Origin of the sequence: Citricoccus parietis, from assembly GCF_042433045.1 — a bacterium.
Classification (GTDB): domain Bacteria; phylum Actinomycetota; class Actinomycetes; order Actinomycetales; family Micrococcaceae; genus Citricoccus; species Citricoccus parietis.
Genome location: NZ_JBHLWH010000028.1, coordinates 31,493 through 47,623 on the forward strand (window position 1 = coordinate 31,493; position 16,131 = coordinate 47,623).

17 protein-coding genes are annotated in these 16,131 nt (G+C 68.9%); all 17 read right to left on the bottom strand.

Annotated elements, in window-relative coordinates; genetic code table 11:
- Positions 1 to 60: 60 nt before the first annotated feature.
- The gene (locus ACFFIO_RS10575; RefSeq protein ID WP_378041644.1) at positions 61 to 258 is read right to left on the bottom strand and encodes a CsbD family protein; all 198 of its coding nucleotides are present in this window, start codon (positions 256 to 258) and stop codon (positions 61 to 63) included.
- Positions 259 to 338: 80 nt separating this feature from the next.
- The gene (locus ACFFIO_RS10580) at positions 339 to 851 is read right to left on the bottom strand and encodes an amino-acid N-acetyltransferase (protein ID WP_378041646.1); all 513 of its coding nucleotides are present in this window, start codon (positions 849 to 851) and stop codon (positions 339 to 341) included.
- A gap of 127 nt (positions 852 to 978) precedes the next feature.
- Positions 979 to 3,516 (bottom strand): ATP-dependent Clp protease ATP-binding subunit, encoded by a 2,538-nt coding sequence (locus tag ACFFIO_RS10585; RefSeq protein ID WP_378041648.1) that lies wholly within the window; start codon positions 3,514 to 3,516, stop codon positions 979 to 981.
- A gap of 149 nt (positions 3,517 to 3,665) precedes the next feature.
- Entirely contained in the window at positions 3,666 to 3,965 is a 300-nt protein-coding gene (locus tag ACFFIO_RS10590; RefSeq protein WP_378041650.1) for a histone-like nucleoid-structuring protein Lsr2, read from the bottom strand.
- A gap of 405 nt (positions 3,966 to 4,370) precedes the next feature.
- Complete coding sequence (locus ACFFIO_RS10595; protein ID WP_378041652.1) at positions 4,371 to 4,658, bottom strand: hypothetical protein; 288 nt, start codon at positions 4,656 to 4,658, stop codon at positions 4,371 to 4,373.
- Positions 4,658 to 6,199 (bottom strand): lysine--tRNA ligase, encoded by a 1,542-nt coding sequence (gene lysS / locus ACFFIO_RS10600; RefSeq protein ID WP_378041654.1) that lies wholly within the window; start codon positions 6,197 to 6,199, stop codon positions 4,658 to 4,660. Before lysS ends, ACFFIO_RS10595 begins: the two co-directional genes overlap by 1 nt.
- A 60-nt stretch (positions 6,200 to 6,259) precedes the next feature.
- Positions 6,260 to 8,347: a M13 family metallopeptidase gene (locus ACFFIO_RS10605; RefSeq protein WP_378041656.1), complete on the bottom strand. Its 2,088-nt coding sequence runs from the start codon at positions 8,345 to 8,347 to the stop codon at positions 6,260 to 6,262.
- Between the two features lie 58 nt (positions 8,348 to 8,405).
- Positions 8,406 to 8,876, bottom strand: a complete 471-nt coding sequence (locus ACFFIO_RS10610) for an SRPBCC family protein (protein ID WP_373286688.1) — start codon at positions 8,874 to 8,876, stop codon at positions 8,406 to 8,408.
- Positions 8,877 to 9,019: 143 nt separating this feature from the next.
- Positions 9,020 to 10,033 carry a pantoate--beta-alanine ligase gene (gene panC / locus ACFFIO_RS10615; protein WP_378041658.1) on the bottom strand — a complete coding sequence of 338 codons (1,014 nt, stop codon included), beginning with the start codon at positions 10,031 to 10,033 and terminating at the stop codon, positions 9,020 to 9,022.
- Positions 10,034 to 10,129: 96 nt separating this feature from the next.
- Positions 10,130 to 11,260 (bottom strand): hypothetical protein, encoded by a 1,131-nt coding sequence (locus ACFFIO_RS10620; RefSeq protein WP_378041660.1) that lies wholly within the window; start codon positions 11,258 to 11,260, stop codon positions 10,130 to 10,132.
- Positions 11,257 to 11,379, bottom strand: coding sequence for a hypothetical protein (locus tag ACFFIO_RS10625; RefSeq protein WP_378041662.1), 123 nt, complete (start codon positions 11,377 to 11,379; stop codon positions 11,257 to 11,259). Before ACFFIO_RS10625 ends, ACFFIO_RS10620 begins: the two co-directional genes overlap by 4 nt.
- A gap of 119 nt (positions 11,380 to 11,498) precedes the next feature.
- Entirely contained in the window at positions 11,499 to 12,407 is a 909-nt protein-coding gene (locus ACFFIO_RS10630; protein WP_378041664.1) for a Rossmann-like and DUF2520 domain-containing protein, read from the bottom strand.
- Positions 12,404 to 14,119: a PH domain-containing protein gene (locus ACFFIO_RS10635; protein WP_378041665.1), complete on the bottom strand. Its 1,716-nt coding sequence runs from the start codon at positions 14,117 to 14,119 to the stop codon at positions 12,404 to 12,406. The genes ACFFIO_RS10630 and ACFFIO_RS10635 overlap by 4 nt, the downstream gene beginning before the upstream one ends.
- A complete protein-coding gene (locus tag ACFFIO_RS10640) occupies positions 14,116 to 14,640 on the bottom strand; it encodes a PH domain-containing protein (protein WP_378041667.1) in 525 nt (174 codons plus the stop codon). The genes ACFFIO_RS10635 and ACFFIO_RS10640 overlap by 4 nt, the downstream gene beginning before the upstream one ends.
- The gene (locus ACFFIO_RS10645; protein WP_378041669.1) at positions 14,618 to 15,169 is read right to left on the bottom strand and encodes a DUF3180 domain-containing protein; all 552 of its coding nucleotides are present in this window, start codon (positions 15,167 to 15,169) and stop codon (positions 14,618 to 14,620) included. The genes ACFFIO_RS10640 and ACFFIO_RS10645 overlap by 23 nt, the downstream gene beginning before the upstream one ends.
- Positions 15,166 to 15,744: a 2-amino-4-hydroxy-6-hydroxymethyldihydropteridine diphosphokinase gene (gene folK, locus ACFFIO_RS10650; RefSeq protein ID WP_378041671.1), complete on the bottom strand. Its 579-nt coding sequence runs from the start codon at positions 15,742 to 15,744 to the stop codon at positions 15,166 to 15,168. Before folK ends, ACFFIO_RS10645 begins: the two co-directional genes overlap by 4 nt.
- The gene (folB, locus tag ACFFIO_RS10655; RefSeq protein ID WP_378041673.1) at positions 15,741 to 16,130 is read right to left on the bottom strand and encodes a dihydroneopterin aldolase; all 390 of its coding nucleotides are present in this window, start codon (positions 16,128 to 16,130) and stop codon (positions 15,741 to 15,743) included. Before folB ends, folK begins: the two co-directional genes overlap by 4 nt.
- Position 16,131: the final 1 nt, after the last annotated feature.

The following is a 16,131-nucleotide window of genomic DNA, read 5'->3' on the forward strand; positions in this document are numbered from 1 at the left end:
AACCCGCCCCTGCCGCCGGGATGGCGGCCGGTGACTCCGGCGACAGCGTTGGTCAGTTGATCAGTTGTTCTTGTTTCCGCCGAAGAGGTCCTTGGCAGCGTCCTTGACGTCCTCGACCTTGTCCTTGACACCGGCCTTGGCCTCATCGGCCCGGCCCTCGTTCTTCAGACGGTCGTTGTCCGTCGCGTCGCCCAGACCCTGCTTGGCCTGGCCCTTGACCTCGTCGGCCTTGTTCTCAAAGCGATCTCCGGTACCCATGGTCTCCTCCTCGCTACGGTGAACGGCCGGCACCTGCCGACCCTTGCCCCTGCAGTCAAACACGCCACCCCGAGCTGTGGCTACAGGGAGATGATCATGCGGGTGTTGCCGAGGGTGTTGGGCTTCACCCGGGCCAGGTCCAGGAACTCGGCCACGCCCTCGTCCTGGGAGCGCAGCAGCTCGGAGTAGACCTCCGGGTCGACGACCGACTGGTCTGCCATGACCTCGAATCCGTGGCGGCTGAAGAAGTCGACCTCGAACGTCAGGCAGAACACCCGGGACACCCCCAGCGCGCGGGCCCGCTCCAGCAGCCGGTCCAGGATGCGGTGACCCACCCCGTGCCCACGCCATTCGCTGGAGGTGGCCAGCGTGCGCACCTCGGCGATGTCCTCCCAGATCACATGGAGGGCGCCGAATCCCGCCAGGGTGCCATCCGGAGCCTCGGCCACCATGAACTCCTGGATGGCCTCGTAATAGGCCACGGCCTCCTTCTGCAGCAGCACGCGTTCACGGGCCAGCGGCTCCACGAGGGCGCGGATGGCATGGACGTCCCGAGTCCGCGCGGGCCGGATGACGAGTTCAGTGGAGTCCATCGGTTCAGTGTAGGACTCCGCCAGCGGTATCAGCCCCCAACGGCAGAGGACCCGCCCTTGACGGGGCGGGTCCTCTCAACATCAGCTGCCGTCACGCCGGGGTCCGGACTGACGGCGGGGCCAGCTCTTACTGCCCGGTGGTCGAGGCCTCGATCTCCGGGTGTTCCGGAGCCGCTTCCAGGGCCTCCGGTTGGTGAGCGATGGTGAAGGTGAGCTTGGCCGTCTCCGCCTCCCCTTCCAGACCCACGCTGATGGCGGAACCGGGCGTGATCTCCCCGAAGAGGATCCGCTCGGAGAGCTGGTCCTCCACGAGGTGCTGGATGGTGCGGCGCAACGGGCGGGCGCCCATGGCCGGATCGTAACCCCGATTGGCCAGGAACTCCTTGGCCGGGGTGGACACGCTGATGGTGAGATCCTGCTCGTCCAGGCGCTTCTGCAGGCGCGCGATGAACAGGTCCACGATCTGCACGATCTCGCCCTTGGACAGCTGCGGGAAGACGATCACGTCGTCCACGCGGTTGAGGAACTCCGGCCGGAAGTGCTGACGCAGCTCCTCCTGGACCTTGCCCTTCATCCGGTCGTAGCCGGTCTGGGTGTCCGCGGCGGACTGGAAGCCCGTCATGACGCCCTTGGAGATGTCCTTGGTGCCGAGGTTCGTGGTCATGATGATCACGGTGTTCTTGAAGTCCACCACACGGCCCTGGGAATCGGTCAGACGGCCGTCCTCCAGGATCTGCAACAGGGAGTTGAACAGGTCCGCGTGGGCCTTCTCCACCTCGTCGAACAGCACCACGGAGAACGGGCGGCGGCGGACCTTCTCCGTCAGCTGTCCGCCTTCCTCGTAGCCCACATAGCCGGGAGGGGCACCGAAGAGACGGGAGACGGTGTGCTTCTCCTGGAACTCGGACATGTCCAGCGTGATGAGGGCTTCCTCGTCACCGAACAGGAACTCGGCCAGGGCCTTCGCCAACTCGGTCTTGCCGACGCCCGTGGGCCCGGCGAAGATGAACGAGCCGGAGGGCCGATTCGGATCCTTCAGTCCCGCACGGGTGCGGCGGATCGCCTGGGACAGCGACTTGATGGCCTCGTTCTGGCCGATGACCCGCTGGTGGAGTTCGGCCTCCATGTTGCGCAGGCGGTCGGTCTCCTCCTCAGTGAGCTTGAAGACCGGGATGCCCGTGGAGGTGGAGAGCACCTCGGCGATGAGATCGTCGTCCACCTCGGCGATGCCCTCGGTGACGGAGGTCCGCCATTCCTCTTCCTTCTGGTTGCGCTCGTCCGTGAGCTTCTGCTCCTGGTCGCGCAGGTTGGCGGCACCCTCGAAGTCCTGGCCGTCGATGGCGGCCTCCTTCTCGGCGCGGACCTCGGCGATCCTGGCCTCGAACTCCTTGATCTCCGGCGGCGTGGTCATCCGCTTGATGCGAAGCCGTGCCCCAGCCTCGTCGATCAGGTCGATGGCCTTGTCCGGCAGGAACCGGTCCGAGACATACCGGTCAGCCAGGGTGGCGGCCGACTTCAGGGCCTCGTCCGTGATCGAGACGCGGTGGTGTGCCTCGTAGCGGTCACGCAGCCCCCTGAGGATCTCGGTGGTCTCCTCGACGGAGGGCTCGTTGACCTGGATCGGTTGGAAGCGACGCTCCAGCGCGGCATCCTTCTCGATGTGCTTGCGGTACTCGTCCAGGGTGGTCGCACCGATGGTCTGCAGCTCGCCGCGGGCCAGCATCGGCTTCAGGATCGACGCGGCATCGATGGCACCCTCGGCGGCGCCTGCACCCACGAGGGTGTGGATCTCGTCGATGAACAGGATGATGTCCCCGCGGGTGCGGATCTCCTTGAGCACCTTCTTCAGGCGCTCCTCGAAGTCACCGCGGTAGCGCGAACCAGCCACCAACGAGCCGAGATCCAGCGTGTACAGCTGCTTGTCCATCAGGGTTTCCGGGACATCGTTGCGGACGATGGCCTGGGCCAGTCCCTCGACCACGGCGGTCTTGCCGACGCCGGGCTCACCGATGAGCACGGGGTTGTTCTTGGTGCGGCGGGACAGCACCTGCATGACCCGCTCCATCTCCAGGGCACGCCCGATGACCGGGTCCAGTTTGCCCTCGCGGGCCGCGGCCGTCAGGTTGCGGCCGAACTGGTCCAAGACCACCGACCCTGCCGGGGCGCCCTCGGACTGGCCGCCGGCGGAGACGCCGGCTCCTGCGGTCTCCTTGCCGCCGGCACCACCCTGGTAACCGGACAGCAGCTGGATGACGGTCTGGCGGACCCGGTTCAGGTCAGCGCCGAGCTTCACCAGCACCTGAGCGGCCACGCCCTCGCCCTCGCGAATCAGCCCCAGCAGGATGTGCTCGGTGCCGATGTAGTTGTGGCCCAGCTGGAGGGCCTCGCGCAGGGAGAGCTCCAGGACCTTCTTCGCCCGCGGCGTGAAGGGGATGTGGCCGGACGGGGTCTGCTGGCCCTGACCGATGATTTCCTGGACCTGCTCGCGCACGGCGCCCAGGGAGATGTTGAGCGACTCGAGGGCCTTGGCGGCCACTCCTTCGCCTTCGTGGATCAGACCGAGCAGGATGTGCTCGGTACCGATGTAGCTGTGGTTGAGCATCCGCGCTTCTTCCTGCGCGAGCACCACCACCCGCCGGGCACGGTCCGTGAATCTCTCAAACATGGGGCACACTCCTTGCTGACTGTGGTGTCGATGCTACGCACCGCAAGACGACTTCGGGCGGCTGTTCGCCACTGGGAGAACAGCCGCCCGAAGGGGCGTGGGTGCAGCGCGGGGCCGGAGCCGAGTTGCCCGCCCTCCCGCGCCACCGACTACTTCTTGGCGTTCCGGTAGGCCTCGACGATGTCCCGGTGCAGCCGTCCCCGGCGGGAGACCTCGTAGCCGTTGTCCGCGGCCCATTCACGGATCCTCGCCGCCTCATTGGCGGGGGCCGGTGGTGCCACGGCGCGGGCCTTGCGGATGTACCCCTTCAGGGTCGTGCGCAATTCCTTGGCGTGATCCGCCGACAGGTCGATTTCATAGTGACGCCCGTCCAAGGAGAACTGAACGGTCTCTTCGGCTGGTGTTCCGTCCAGATCGTCAACCAAGACCACTTCCACTTTCTGTGCCAAGACTCCCCCTAGGTGTTCTGCTTTTCGCTCTCCAGCATCCGTTCAATCGGCCGCGGTGATTCACGGACAATGCATCGGCAATCTGGAATCTGATCCACTCATCTTGATCCGAATACCGAGTATTGCGGAGAAGATAAGAAACGTTCAACTCAGAAGCGCTTGCGCCCGATTATTCCATGCGAACTCACAGGTTCAGAATGCGTGATGTTTCCGAACAGCAAAGAACCTCATCGGCTTCTTTCACCCTGAGGAGACAGGGCATTCACGGGTCAATTCACTGATCAAGGAGTGAACGTATTCCCGTGCCATCGGCACCGGAATGGCGTTGTCCTTCCGGGTATCCGCTTTCCCTGGACCAGGAGCCGGATCCCTGCCACGCCCGGCAGCCCGCACGGACCGGGAGGTTCAGTCGCGGGGAGGCTGAGCGCGTCCGTCGAGCCGATCGGGGCCTGCGAGCCGATCGACTCCGTCGACGTGATCTGAACTGTTCTGCCGGTCTGCTGCTGAGTCTCCTGCTGAGCCCGGGGCTGTACGCTGGCGAGCCCACTCCTGCGCCTCGCGCTCCTCGAGCTCCGCCTTGGCCTGGCGTTCCCCGGTGTCCACTCGGAACACCGAGCGCATGACGAGCCAGAAGATCAGGGCCAGACCCACGGAGGGGGCCAGGACGGAGAAGTAATCCCAGAAACTTGCCATCAGTGACCGACCCCGGTGACCTCTGGCTTGAGCAGGGGGAACAGGATGGTCTCCCTGATCCCGGCACCGGTGAAGAGCATGACGAGCCGGTCGATGCCGAGACCGATACCGCCCATGGGCGGGGCCCCGTACTCGAGGGCCCGCAGGAAGTCCTCGTCGAACTGCATGGCCTCGTCGTCACCGGCGGCGGAGGCCCGGGACTGCTCCACGAGCCGCTCGCGCTGGATGACCGGGTCGATCAGCTCGGAGAACGCGGTGCCACGCTCCATTCCACCGATGATCAGGTCCCAGGCCTCGATGACACCCGGCTGGTCCCGGTGCGGGCGGGCCAGCGGCTGTGCGGCGGGCGGGTAGTTGTAGACGAAGGTGGGGTTCACCAGCGTGGGCTCGACGATCTCCCCGAACAGCTCGAGGATCATCTTCTCCGCGTCCCAGAAGGGGTCGAAGGACACCTGGTGCTCCTCGGCCACGGCTCGCAGCTGTTCCACGGGGGTCTCCGGCGTGATCTCTCGGCCCACGGCCTCGGACAACCCCGGGTACACCTCCACCCAGGCCCACTCGCCGTCCAGGTCCGCCGTGCCGTTCGGCGTCTCGACGGTCCGGCCAGCGCCCACGGCGTCCGCCGCGTTCAGGATCATCTCCTTCATGCGGTCCGCCATGGAGTACATGTCCGCCCAGGCCTCGTAGGACTCGAGCATGGTGAACTCGGGTGAGTGCGTGGAGTCCACGCCCTCGTTGCGGAAGACGCGGCCGATCTCGAACACGCGGTCGATCCCACCGACCACGGCCCGCTTGAGGTAGAGCTCCGTGGCGATGCGCAGTGTCATGTCCTGGCCGAAGGCGTTCAGGTGCGTCTCGAACGGGCGCGCGTGCGCGCCGCCGTGGACGAGCTGCAGGACGGGAGTCTCGACCTCGACGTACTCGCGCGCTTCCAGGGTGTGGCGGATCGAGCGGATGATGGCGGCGCGGGTGTGCACCATCTTCCGGGCCTCGGGCCGCACGATCAGGTCCGCATAGCGCTGGCGGACGCGGGTCTCCTCATTGAGTTCGGCGTGCAGCACGGGCAACGGCCGCAGGGCCTTGGAGGCCATCTGCCAGGAGTCGGCCATGATGGACAGCTCGCCGCGGCGCGAGGCGATGACCTCGCCGCTCACGGCCAGGTGGTCGCCGAGATCCACGAGGTGTTTCCAGTCCGCGAGGGAGTCCTCGCCGACGTTCGCCAGGGAGACCATGACCTGCAGGCGGACGCCCTCACCGCCGTCGCCGCCTTCCTGCAAGGTGGCGAAGCACAGCTTGCCGGTGTTCCGCAGGAACACCACGCGGCCGGCAACACCGACCGTGTCTCCCGTCTCTGTGCCCGGCTCGAGGTCGGGGTAGGCCTCCCGGACCTGCTGCAGGGAGTGGGTGCGCCCGACGGAGACCGGATAGGCCTCGCCGCCGGCTGCCAGGATCTCGGCGCGCTTGTCTTGGCGCACCTGCCGCTGGTCGGCACTGGAGGCGGGGTTCGTGGGAGGCGGAGTCTTCTCGGTGGTCACGGTCATCCAGTCTACGTGCCCCCGGCAGGACGCCAATTGACGCGCCTGCGCGTCACCACCTGCGCGTCACCAGATGGTGACGCGATCCTCCGGATCCAGCCACATCGCATCACCGGGTTCGGTACCGTAGGCCTCGTGGAACGCGTCCAGGTTCTTCACCACCTGGTTGCAGCGGAACTCGTTGGGCGAGTGCGGGTCCGAGGTGATGCGCGTGATCGCGGTCTCCGTGCGGGTCAGCTGGCGCCAGCACTCGGCCCAGGAGGCGAAGAACGCCCGATCCTGCTCGCGCGAGGCCTCGTCGGCGTCGGCCCGCTCGGCGGGCCCGTCGGTGTTCGGAAGTCCTTCGGAGCCGGTCCCGTCCCGGTCAGCGTCGGTGCCGCCCGCGCTGCCCTCACCGGGGTTTTCCTCGCGCCAGATACCCAGCGCCTGGGAGGCGATGCCGAGTCCGCCCAGGTCGCCGATGTTCTCGCCGAGCGTGAGCTCGCCGTTGACCTGGTGCTCGGGGGCCTCAGCGGGACTCAGCGCCTCGTACTGGCCGACGAGCCGGGTGGTGCGTTCCTCGAAGGCCGCGCGGTCGGCGTCGGTCCACCAGTTCTGCAGGGAGCCGTCCCCGGCGTACTGGGAGCCCTGGTCGTCGAAGCCGTGACCGATCTCATGGCCGATGACCGCGCCGATGGCCCCGAAGTTCTCCGCTGCCAGCCGGTTCGGGTCGAAGAACGGGGGCTGGAGGATGGCGGCGGGGAACACGATCGCGTTCTCCAGCGGGGAGTAATAGGCATTGACCGTCTGCGGGGTCATGTGCCATTCCTCCGGGTCCGGCCCCGTCTCGATCTTGGCGAGGTCGCGTTCGAACTCGAACGCGTTGGCGGCCCGGACGTTGGCGATGAGGTTCTCCGGGTCCACGGCCAGGGACGAGTAGTCGATCCACTTCACGGGGAACCCCACCATGGGCTTGAACATGGATAGCTTCTCCAGGGCCTTCTGGCGGGTGTCCTCCCCCATCCAGTCGAGGGTGCTGATCGACCGGCGGTAGGCCTCGATGAGGGCGGAGATGAGGCCGTCCATGGCGGCTTGGTGGCCGGCCGGGAAGTGCTTGGCCACATACAGCCGGCCGACATCCTCGCCCACGGCACCGTTCACGAAGGCGACGCCTCGCTTCCAACGGGGACGGACCTCCTCGGTGCCGGCGATCTTGCGGCCGTAGAACTCGAAGTTCTCGTTGACGAAGGCCTCGGTCAGGTAGGGCGCGGCGGACCGGAGCAGCTGGAGCTGCAACCACCGCTTCCAGGTGCCCAGGTCCTCCTCCACGAGCAGCGTCTGCATCGCGGCCAGGAAGTCCGGCTGCCAGGCGACGACCTCGGCGCTGCGGCCACCCGTGGCGCCGACACCCTCGAGCCAGCGCTCGGCCAGCGGGAAGGCCTTCAGCAAGGCGGTCCGGTCCAGGAGGTTGTACCGGGCCACGGCGTCACGGACCTTGACGACGTCCCAGTGGGCGGCGGCGATCTTGGTCTCCAGGTCCACCACCCGGTCCGCGTCCCGCTCGGCCTCGTCGCGGTCCCCGCCGATGCCGGCGAGCATGAACAAGTTGTCCACGTGCTGGCGGTAGTCCGTGACCAGCTCCGCGAACTTCTCCTCGCGGTAGTAGGACTCGTCCGGCAGTCCAAGGCCGTCCTGGATCAGGTGCAGCAGCATGCGCTCGGGGTTCCCGGCGTCATTCAGGGAGCCCGTGCCGATCAGCCCGCTGATGCCGGCGCGCTGCAGCTGTCCGGAGAGGTGGATGAATTCCTCCGGGGTGGACACGCCCTCGATCTGGGCCAGGTCGGCGACGATCGGCTCGAGGCCGCGCTCCTCCACTCCGGATTCATCCATGAAGGACGCGTAGAGGGCGCCGATCCGGCGGCGAGCGCCGTCGTCGTCATGTCCCGCGGTGAAGGGACCGGACTCACGCCCCGCGCCCGGGCCGGACCAGAAGTGCGCGGCCGCGTCCTCTGCGATGTGCCGCACGGCCAGCTCCGAGGCGTCCCGCAACTCCATGAACGCCCCGTAGGCACCCTGGTCCGCCGGGATCGAGTTGGACTGCAGCCAGGCACCGTTGACGTGCCGGTACAGGTCCTCGCGGGCGCTGGGCTGCGGGGATGGGGTGGTTTCAGTCACGGATGCTCCTAGGAAGGGCCGGGCATGTCCACCGATCCTAGCGGCGAAGGGCCCCGACTCAGACGAGCGACTGCAGGCGGGCCAGGGACTGGTCCATCTGGTCGGAGCTGATGGCGGGGAAGATGTTCTTGGCCAGCAGCTCCTGGTCGGTCACCTGGGACCAGTCGTAGGTCAGGGAGACCTCCGTGGTGTCCTGGTCCACCGGTTCCAGCTGGTACACCCACTGCCAGCCACCCGGCTCCCCGCCGACGGGGCCCGGCTTCCAGCCCACGAGCTTGTTCTCGTCATAGGCCACCACGTGGTTCTCCCGCTGGTAGTCGCCGCCCTGGGACTCGGCGTGCATGTTCATGACGAACGTGTCGCCGACCTGCTGGATGCGCTGGGACTTCTCATCTGCGCGCACCATGTCGGAGCCATCGAACTCCTGATGCCGGGCTGGCAGGGTCAGGATCTGGAAGATGTCCTTGGCCGGGGCCTCGATGGTCCGGGTGACAGTCTGCTTCTTCTCGCCGTGTGCGGTCTCATTCATCGTCATGCTGCACCCTAAACACGTCCGGCGCCCGACTTTCAAGGGCAGTGGTGCGCCGACCGGTCAGTCGGACCGGTCAATCGGCGCCAGTCGGACCAGTCATACGGAGCGTTCAGCCGGAGCGGTTGCCGGCCCGCCCCGGCCTACCGCCGGGTGGCCGGCAGGATCATGTTGTCGATGAGCCGGACCGATTCGACGGTGGCGGCCACCAGGGCCAGCGCCTCATTCTCCAGCGGGACGGCGAGCTGCTCGGAGCTCAGGGGCTCCAGGGTCGAGTGGTCCACGATCTCCAGATAGTCCAGGTCCGCCAGGGGCTCGCCCCGGACCAGCGTGCGGGCCGCCTCCAGACCGAGGGGACGGCCGGCGTCGGCGGCAAGGCGCAGGGATTCCAGGGCGCGGTGCAGCACGAGGGCAGCCTCCAGCCCCGAGGCGGACAGCCGGGTGTTCCGGCTGGAGAGCGCGAGGCCCTCCGGCGAGCGGACCAGCGGGACCGGGCGGATCTCGAGATCGAAGTCCAGGTCCACCCGCATCCGTCGCAGGACGGCCAGCTGCTGGGCGTCCTTCTGCCCGAAGTAGCTGCGCAGGCGCGCGGGGGCGGGCGGCATCGCGGCATGCCAGAGCTTCGCGACGACGGTGCAGACGCCGTCGAAGTGCCCCGGGCGGGCGGCCCCCTCGAGGACCTCGCCCATGTGGCCCGCGGTGACGGTGACCATGGGTGCGTCCGGATAGCCGGGGTACATCTGGTGCAGGTCCGGGGCGAAGACCAGCTCGCAGCCCTCGGCACCCAGGATCGCCCGGTCCGCCTCCAAGGTGCGCGGATAGTTCTCCAGGTCGGACGGATCACCGAACTGCAGGGGGTTGACGAACACCGAGGCGATGACGATGTCGTTCTCCTCGAGGGCCTGCCGGACCAGGGCCGCATGGCCACCGTGCAGCGCGCCCATGGTCGGGATCAGCCCCACGGTGGGCTCAGGCACTCCGGCGGCGACGGCGACCCGCACCCTCTCCGCGAGCGCGGCCTTGAATGCCGCCCGGGTGGTGTGCACGGCGGGCAGGTCACCGGCACCCGGGGACGGCTGGCGAGCCGTGTCCTCCAGGGTCAGGCCGGTGCCGGCGGGGACGGGGGTGCGGTCGGGAGCGCGGTCGAGCGGGGTCACGGTGCGAGTCTACGGAGGTTCCAGCGTGTCGACCCCCGGGTGGGGTCAGTTGCCCTCGCGTTCAAAGGCATGTGCGCCACGGCATCCGCACACCCATCAACCCTTCCGCTCTGCCGAGAGGCGGGCCGATCGCCGCCACTCGCGGGCACGGAGGGCCGTGGCGACCGCCAGGAGCACCACCGCCGTCCCGCGGAAGAGCACATCCCCCCACGTGGTCTCCGAGGTGGGATCAACGAGATGGGATACGGAGAGGCCAGCCCACAGCACCGTCAAGGCTGCATAGAACAGAGTGGTCCGGCGGGGAGACACCACCGGGTCCTCGGCCAGGGACAGCGCGTAGTCCCAGGGGGAGCCGAACTCCTCCACCGCCAGGCGGCCGGTGGCCCTGGCCTGGCTCAGCGCCTCCTGGACAGCTCGTTCCACGTCACGGTCCCGGCGTATTCCCCGCCGGTACAGCGCGGCGCGGAATTGACGTTCCCACGGGAGGTCGCCCACGGGGCTCCGCGCCTCGTGGACACGGATCTGGACAGCCGATGACTCGCCGGCCCGGCTGCCGGGGACCAACGTGGCCACCTTCCACGCGAGGACCGCCAGCATCGCGTAGCCGGCCAGGGCCAGCCAATCCCATGCCACCCCCGGGGGTAGGGGTGCGGTCAGCGCCCGGGTCACGGTCCAGGCGATGGCCAGCGCCGTGATGACCGTGCAGACCACGGCCATCGCCACGGCGCGGGTGTTGCCGAATCGGCCCAGGGCGGAACTGTAGACAGCGTGCACTGCAACCACGGGCACGGCGAGCAGCCCGGGCAGGAGCACCCAACCCAAGACCACTTGGTCCGGCCCCCACCCTGGGATGAGGCCCACCATGGCGAAGGCTGCCGCGAACGCCGCCGCGAGGGCGGGAATACCCCAGACGGCCGACCGTAGGCTCCACGACGGTTCGGAAGGTCCACGGGATGAGGCGAAGCGTTCGGGCGCCGCAGATGCCCACCCCCGGGCCACGGATTCGGCCCACGCCCCGGAAGTGCCGTGTGCCTCGGCCATGGATTGGCCGGCTTCGCGCGCCGAGGACGCGGCCCGGCGGACCTCCCCCTGCGCCGGCGAGGACTTCACTCTGGAGAGGAGGAGCCGGAAGTACGCATCACGGGCCCATTCCAGATCCGCACTCGAGTGTCCCTGTCCCTGAATATCCGACTCCAGCCGATCCAGGTACTCCGTGCTGTCCTTCATGACTCCTCCTCCACGGCACCCGTCGTGACGGGGGCGGCATCGTGGTCCTCGGGGGCAGGGGTGGCCCACAGCGCCGCAGCCAGCGCCGCCCACTGGGACTGCTCCTGCGCCAGGTGCAACCGCCCCTTGGTGGTGAGCCCGTAGGCACGACGGCCGGGGCCGACTACTTGTACCGAGACTGGAGCCCAGTTTGTCCGCAGGAGGCCGGCCGGGTCAATTTAGTCAATCTGGAGGAGCATCAGCGGCGTAGTGCGTCCAGGAGTTCTGCCACGCTGGCCTCGGACAGCGCGCCCCGGGCCAGGGCGCGTTGTGCGGTCGCCGTGGCCATGGCCCGGTAGGCCTGCCCGACGTCGGCCGGGATCCCCTCGGCGGCGAGCACCTGCAGGTGCCGGCGCACCGTTCCCACGTCCCCGCGGGCCACCGGCCCGGTGAGGGCACCGTCCCCGTTGGCGAGGGCGTTCTCGAGCGAGGCGTTCAGCAGCGGGGAGAGCATGCGGTCGGTCTGCTCCACCCCGATCGAGGCCAGGACCTGCGCGGCCTGGGAGGTCAGGGTGACGAGGTGATTCGAGGCGTGGGCCAGGGCCGCGTGGTAGGTCCCCCGGTCTGCCTCGGCGATGACGGCCGGCTCCCCGCCCATCTCCACCACGAGCGCCTGTGCCACCGGCAGCACGATCGGGTCGGCGGTGACCCCGAACATGCAGTCCTGCAGCCGGGCCAGGTCCAGGGTCAGTCCCGTGAAGGACATGGCGGGGTGGATCGCCAGCGGGATCGCCCCAGAGGCCCGCACCGGGTCCAGCACGGACACTCCGTGTGCCCCGGAGGTGTGGACCACGAGGTGGCCGGTCTGGAAGTGACCGGCCTCGGCGAGCCCGGAGACCAGCGCTGGCAGCACATCGTCGGGAACGGCGAGCAGGACCATCTCGGAGCGGCGCAGGATCTCGGGGATCTCGAGCACCGGCACCTCGGGCAGCAGGGACTCCACCCGGCTGCGGGAGGCCTCGGAGACGGCGTGCACGCCCGTGACGGCGTGGCCGGCGTTGCGCAGGGCGGCCCCGAGCACGGCACCGACCTTGCCGGCTCCGATGACGCCGACGCCCAGCCGGCCGGGCCGGTTCTGCGGCTCGGCGGCCCAGGGCTGGGTGTTCACTGCTCGATCACCTGCTGCGTGCGCTGCTCGAATCGGTCCAGCTCATCCTGGCGCATCCACTGGTTGCGGTCCCGCATGCGGCGGGAGACGGCGGCGATGTCCGCCTCCTCGTTGAACAGTCGAACGGCAACGTCCACATCCGCATGCGGCAGCAACGGCACCACCGGGCCAGCGGTGGAGTGGAACCGCAGGGTGGCCACGCGCAGGCGGCGCTCGAGGGGACCTTGGTGCAGGCCGATGGACTGGATCCGCTCGTGCGGCATGAGCACCAGGTAACGCTCGAGCCTGCCCGAGCGCAGCAGGACCATGGTGTCCGTGGACCGGTAGGCGTTGCGCTTCCAGGTCAGCGGGTCCAGCCACCACACACGCCGCGGGGAGTGCGTGAAGCCCCGCCCGTCGCCGCTGCCGGTGATGCCTTCACGGATGACCTCCGGCGCGTCCTCCACGCCCGGGTCCGGCGCCACCACGGAGAGCACGCGCATGACGTCCTCGATGGTCCCGACGGGCAGCACCGTGGACTTGTCGGCGCCGCTGCCCTCCGTCACGGCACCATAACCCGCCACGTTGACGCTCATCCTGTACCAGCCGAAGGCCCGCCACAGCAGGCCCTGGCTGATGCGCACCGCCTGGACACGGCCCGGCGGGACGGTCTGCTGCGAGGTCTCGAGCAGGCCGTACCGCAGGCGCATCCCGTCCGGTGAGGTGGCGACGGTGAAGTTGTAGCCCTTGTTGAATCCGCCCCACGCGACGCCGACCAGGGAGAAGGCGAAGGGGATGAGGATGAACAACAGGATCAGCCACCAGTTGTCCTCACCATCCTGGGGGATGGTCATGTCCAGGATCCAGGCGCCCACCACCAGGACGATGATGATCGAGACCATCACGATCATCGCCGTGGACAGCAGCACCGAACCGATCATCCGGCCCGCGGGGACCTTGAGCATGACGTGCTCGGGCGCCTCGGGCAGGGCCGACGTCGGGGCCTCGGCCGGGCGCGGGCCCTCGCCGGTTCCCTCACTCAACTCCTCTCCTGATTCCGCGGTGGCCGCCGCGGCACCCCGCCGTGCAACCTCCTCGGGATCCGCCCCGGCACGGATGCCTGCCGCACGGCCCATGATCTCGGCGCGGAGGATGCGGGCCTCGCCCTCCTTGATGAAGGACAGCTGCATGGCCGTGCTGCCGCCGTCCGCGGCCTCGAACTTCAGTTCCGCGAGTCCGAAGATACGGGCCAGCAGCGGCTGCCGGATGTCCACAGCCTGCACCCGGTCATAGCGCACACGCCGGTGCTGACGGAAGATCACGCCGGTGTCCAGCAGGACCTGTTCCTCGGCGAGCTGGTACTTGGTGAAGCGCCAGGAGAAGTAATAGATGATGACCATGACCACGAACACCGCACCGTAGATGGCCAGGGTGATCCACAGGCCCTCGGCGGCCTGGAACTCGCCCTGGCCGACCAGCGCCCGGACCATGTCCTCGCCGAACGACTGGGTGGCGAAGAACAGCATGGCGACGAGGATCACCCAGCCCCGCACCCACGGGCTGATGGGATGCACGCGGTGCCATTCGCCGTCGGCGGCCTCCGGACGGCCCGCACCGGGGGCCGGCAGAGGCGACTCGGCCGGCGCCGTGGCGGTGCTGTCCGGCTGGTGGTCCGGCTGCGCCTGTTCCGGACGGACGCCTGCCGGCTCCTCCGGCTCCTGCGGCGCCGTCACAGTCCGGCCAGACGTGCCTGTCCGCGAGCCATGAGCTGGTCGCGGAGCCGTTCACTGTCCTCGGCCGGGATGCCCTCGATGGTGGCGTTGGTGGCCGCAGACGCGGTCTGCAGTTCCAGGGAGCGGATGCCGAAGCGCCGCTGCACGGGACCCTCCTTGATGTCGAGGTACTGGAGGCGGCCATAGGGGACGGCCAGCACGCGGCGGAACCAGAGCCCGGATTTGAAGACGAAGTCGTCCTCACGCTCGGCGTAGCCCATGGCACGCACACGGCGTGGGACGAGGGCCAGGTCCACGAGGCCCCACACCAGCACGATCCCCGGCAGCCCCCATGCCAGCCAGGCCGGATAGGCGGGCCAGACGTCCACCAGCATGAGGACCAGCGGGACGGCCAGGACCGCCGTGATGATCAGCGTGGAGAGGCCAGTGGAGATGAGATGGGCCGGGACCAGCTTCGGGGACACCGGGGTCCACTCCACCTGGTCCAGGTCAGCCACATCATGATTTGTCCGTTCGGGCATATCCGCCTTCCCCCTCCGCGCCATAGGCGGGACCGGTCTGTCCCCGGTGCCCCTCGCCGTTCCGGCCGTTTGCGTCTGTGGTGCCGTCCGCCCCGTCTTCCGGGGGTAGGCGGCAGAATTGCTCCACGATGTATCCCACGATAACCAGAACCAACCCGCCGACCACCATCAACAGCGCATCATTCACGGTGGGGGTGCCGAAGCCGGTGGCCGAGGTCAGGTGGACGAGGACGCCCCCGTGCCAGCCGGCGATGAGCGACCCCGCGTAGGCGCCGGCCTGTGCCAGCGCCAGGGTCCGAGTGGCCACGAGCGGGTTCATCCGGGCTGCGGGCGGGCGCCTCTTGTCCCGCTGGACGCGGATGCCGAGCACCAGCACCAGCAAGGCGACGGATCCGAGGGTGATCGTGGAGGAGCGCACCAGCACCGGTGCGACCACGCCCGCCTCGGCCGTCAGCAGTGCGGCCACCCAGCCCAGACCGCCGGAGACGAGCAGGATCAGCAGCAGCCACAGGGGCCGGATGCCGCTCATGAGGCCGGCCTTCCGGTGTCGATGGGCAGCCGCCGCACCGAGCCGGCGTCGTCCGCCTGTGCGGCCAGGTCCGCGACGCGCGCACCGCCGAGCGTGGCCTCGGGATCCACCCAGGACCACGGGGTGAGCACGAACGCGCGGAGGTGGGCGCGCGGGTGGGGAAGGGTGAGCTCCGGATCGTCCGAGGCCAGGTCCGCGTAGGTGATCACGTCGATGTCCAGGGTGCGGGGTCCCCAGCGCACCTCGCGGGTGCGATGGTGCGTGTGCTCGATCTCCTGGCCGGCCGCGAGCAGGGCTCGCGGGGACAGGCTCGTCATGAGGGTCAGCACGAGGTTCAGGTAGTCGGGTTGGCCCGGGGGCCCACCGACCGGCTGGGTCACCGCGACCGGGGACACCCCGGTCAGCTCGATCCCCGGGGTCTCGGCGAGCTGGCGGACCGCGTCCTTGAGGGTCGCGGCGGCCTCTCCCAGGTTCGCCCCGAGTCCCAGCACCGCCGGGACCGGGGCGGACGGGACGCGGTCGAGGTCCGGCCCGTGATGACCGGTCTCGTCGGCAGGGGAGGCGGGCGAGGTCACGTCCGGCTCCGGAAGACCGTGACCGCGACGTCGGCGAAGTCCGCCTCGATGGGGGCGTGCGGTTTGTGCACGGTCACCTCGACCGCGGTGGCCACGGGCTGTTCGGCGAGGAGGGCGCGGGCGATGCGGTCGGCGACGGTCTCGATGAGGTCGAGGGACTCCCCCGTGACCACGCGGAGCACCGTCTCGGCGACCTGGGCGTAGTTGACGGTGCGGGCCAGGTCGTCACCGGCGGCGGACGGTGCCGCGTCCAGGTGCACCACCACGTCCGTGGTGAAGTCCTGGCCGTCCCGCTTCTCCTCGGCGAAGACACCGTGGAAGCCGCGGGCGGTCAGCCCGGTGAGGGAGATGCGGTCGGCCGGGTGCCCGCCGGTGCTCTCGACCACG

Bases quoted from the DNA above. Each gene is read 5' to 3' on its own strand.
- ACFFIO_RS10575 (WP_378041644.1), bottom strand. From the start codon at position 258: ATGGGTACCGGAGATCGCTTTGAGAACAAGGCCGACGAGGTCAAGGGC.
- ACFFIO_RS10580 (WP_378041646.1), bottom strand. From the start codon at position 851: ATGGACTCCACTGAACTCGTCATCCGGCCCGCGCGGACTCGGGACGTC.
- ACFFIO_RS10585 (WP_378041648.1), bottom strand. From the start codon at position 3,516: ATGTTTGAGAGATTCACGGACCGTGCCCGGCGGGTGGTGGTGCTCGCG.
- ACFFIO_RS10595 (WP_378041652.1), bottom strand. From the start codon at position 4,658: ATGGCAAGTTTCTGGGATTACTTCTCCGTCCTGGCCCCCTCCGTGGGT.
- lysS (WP_378041654.1), bottom strand. From the start codon at position 6,199: ATGACCGTGACCACCGAGAAGACTCCGCCTCCCACGAACCCCGCCTCC.
- ACFFIO_RS10610 (WP_373286688.1), bottom strand. From the start codon at position 8,876: ATGAATGAGACCGCACACGGCGAGAAGAAGCAGACTGTCACCCGGACC.
- ACFFIO_RS10620 (WP_378041660.1), bottom strand. From the start codon at position 11,260: ATGAAGGACAGCACGGAGTACCTGGATCGGCTGGAGTCGGATATTCAG.
- ACFFIO_RS10640 (WP_378041667.1), bottom strand. From the start codon at position 14,640: ATGCCCGAACGGACAAATCATGATGTGGCTGACCTGGACCAGGTGGAG.
- ACFFIO_RS10645 (WP_378041669.1), bottom strand. From the start codon at position 15,169: ATGAGCGGCATCCGGCCCCTGTGGCTGCTGCTGATCCTGCTCGTCTCC.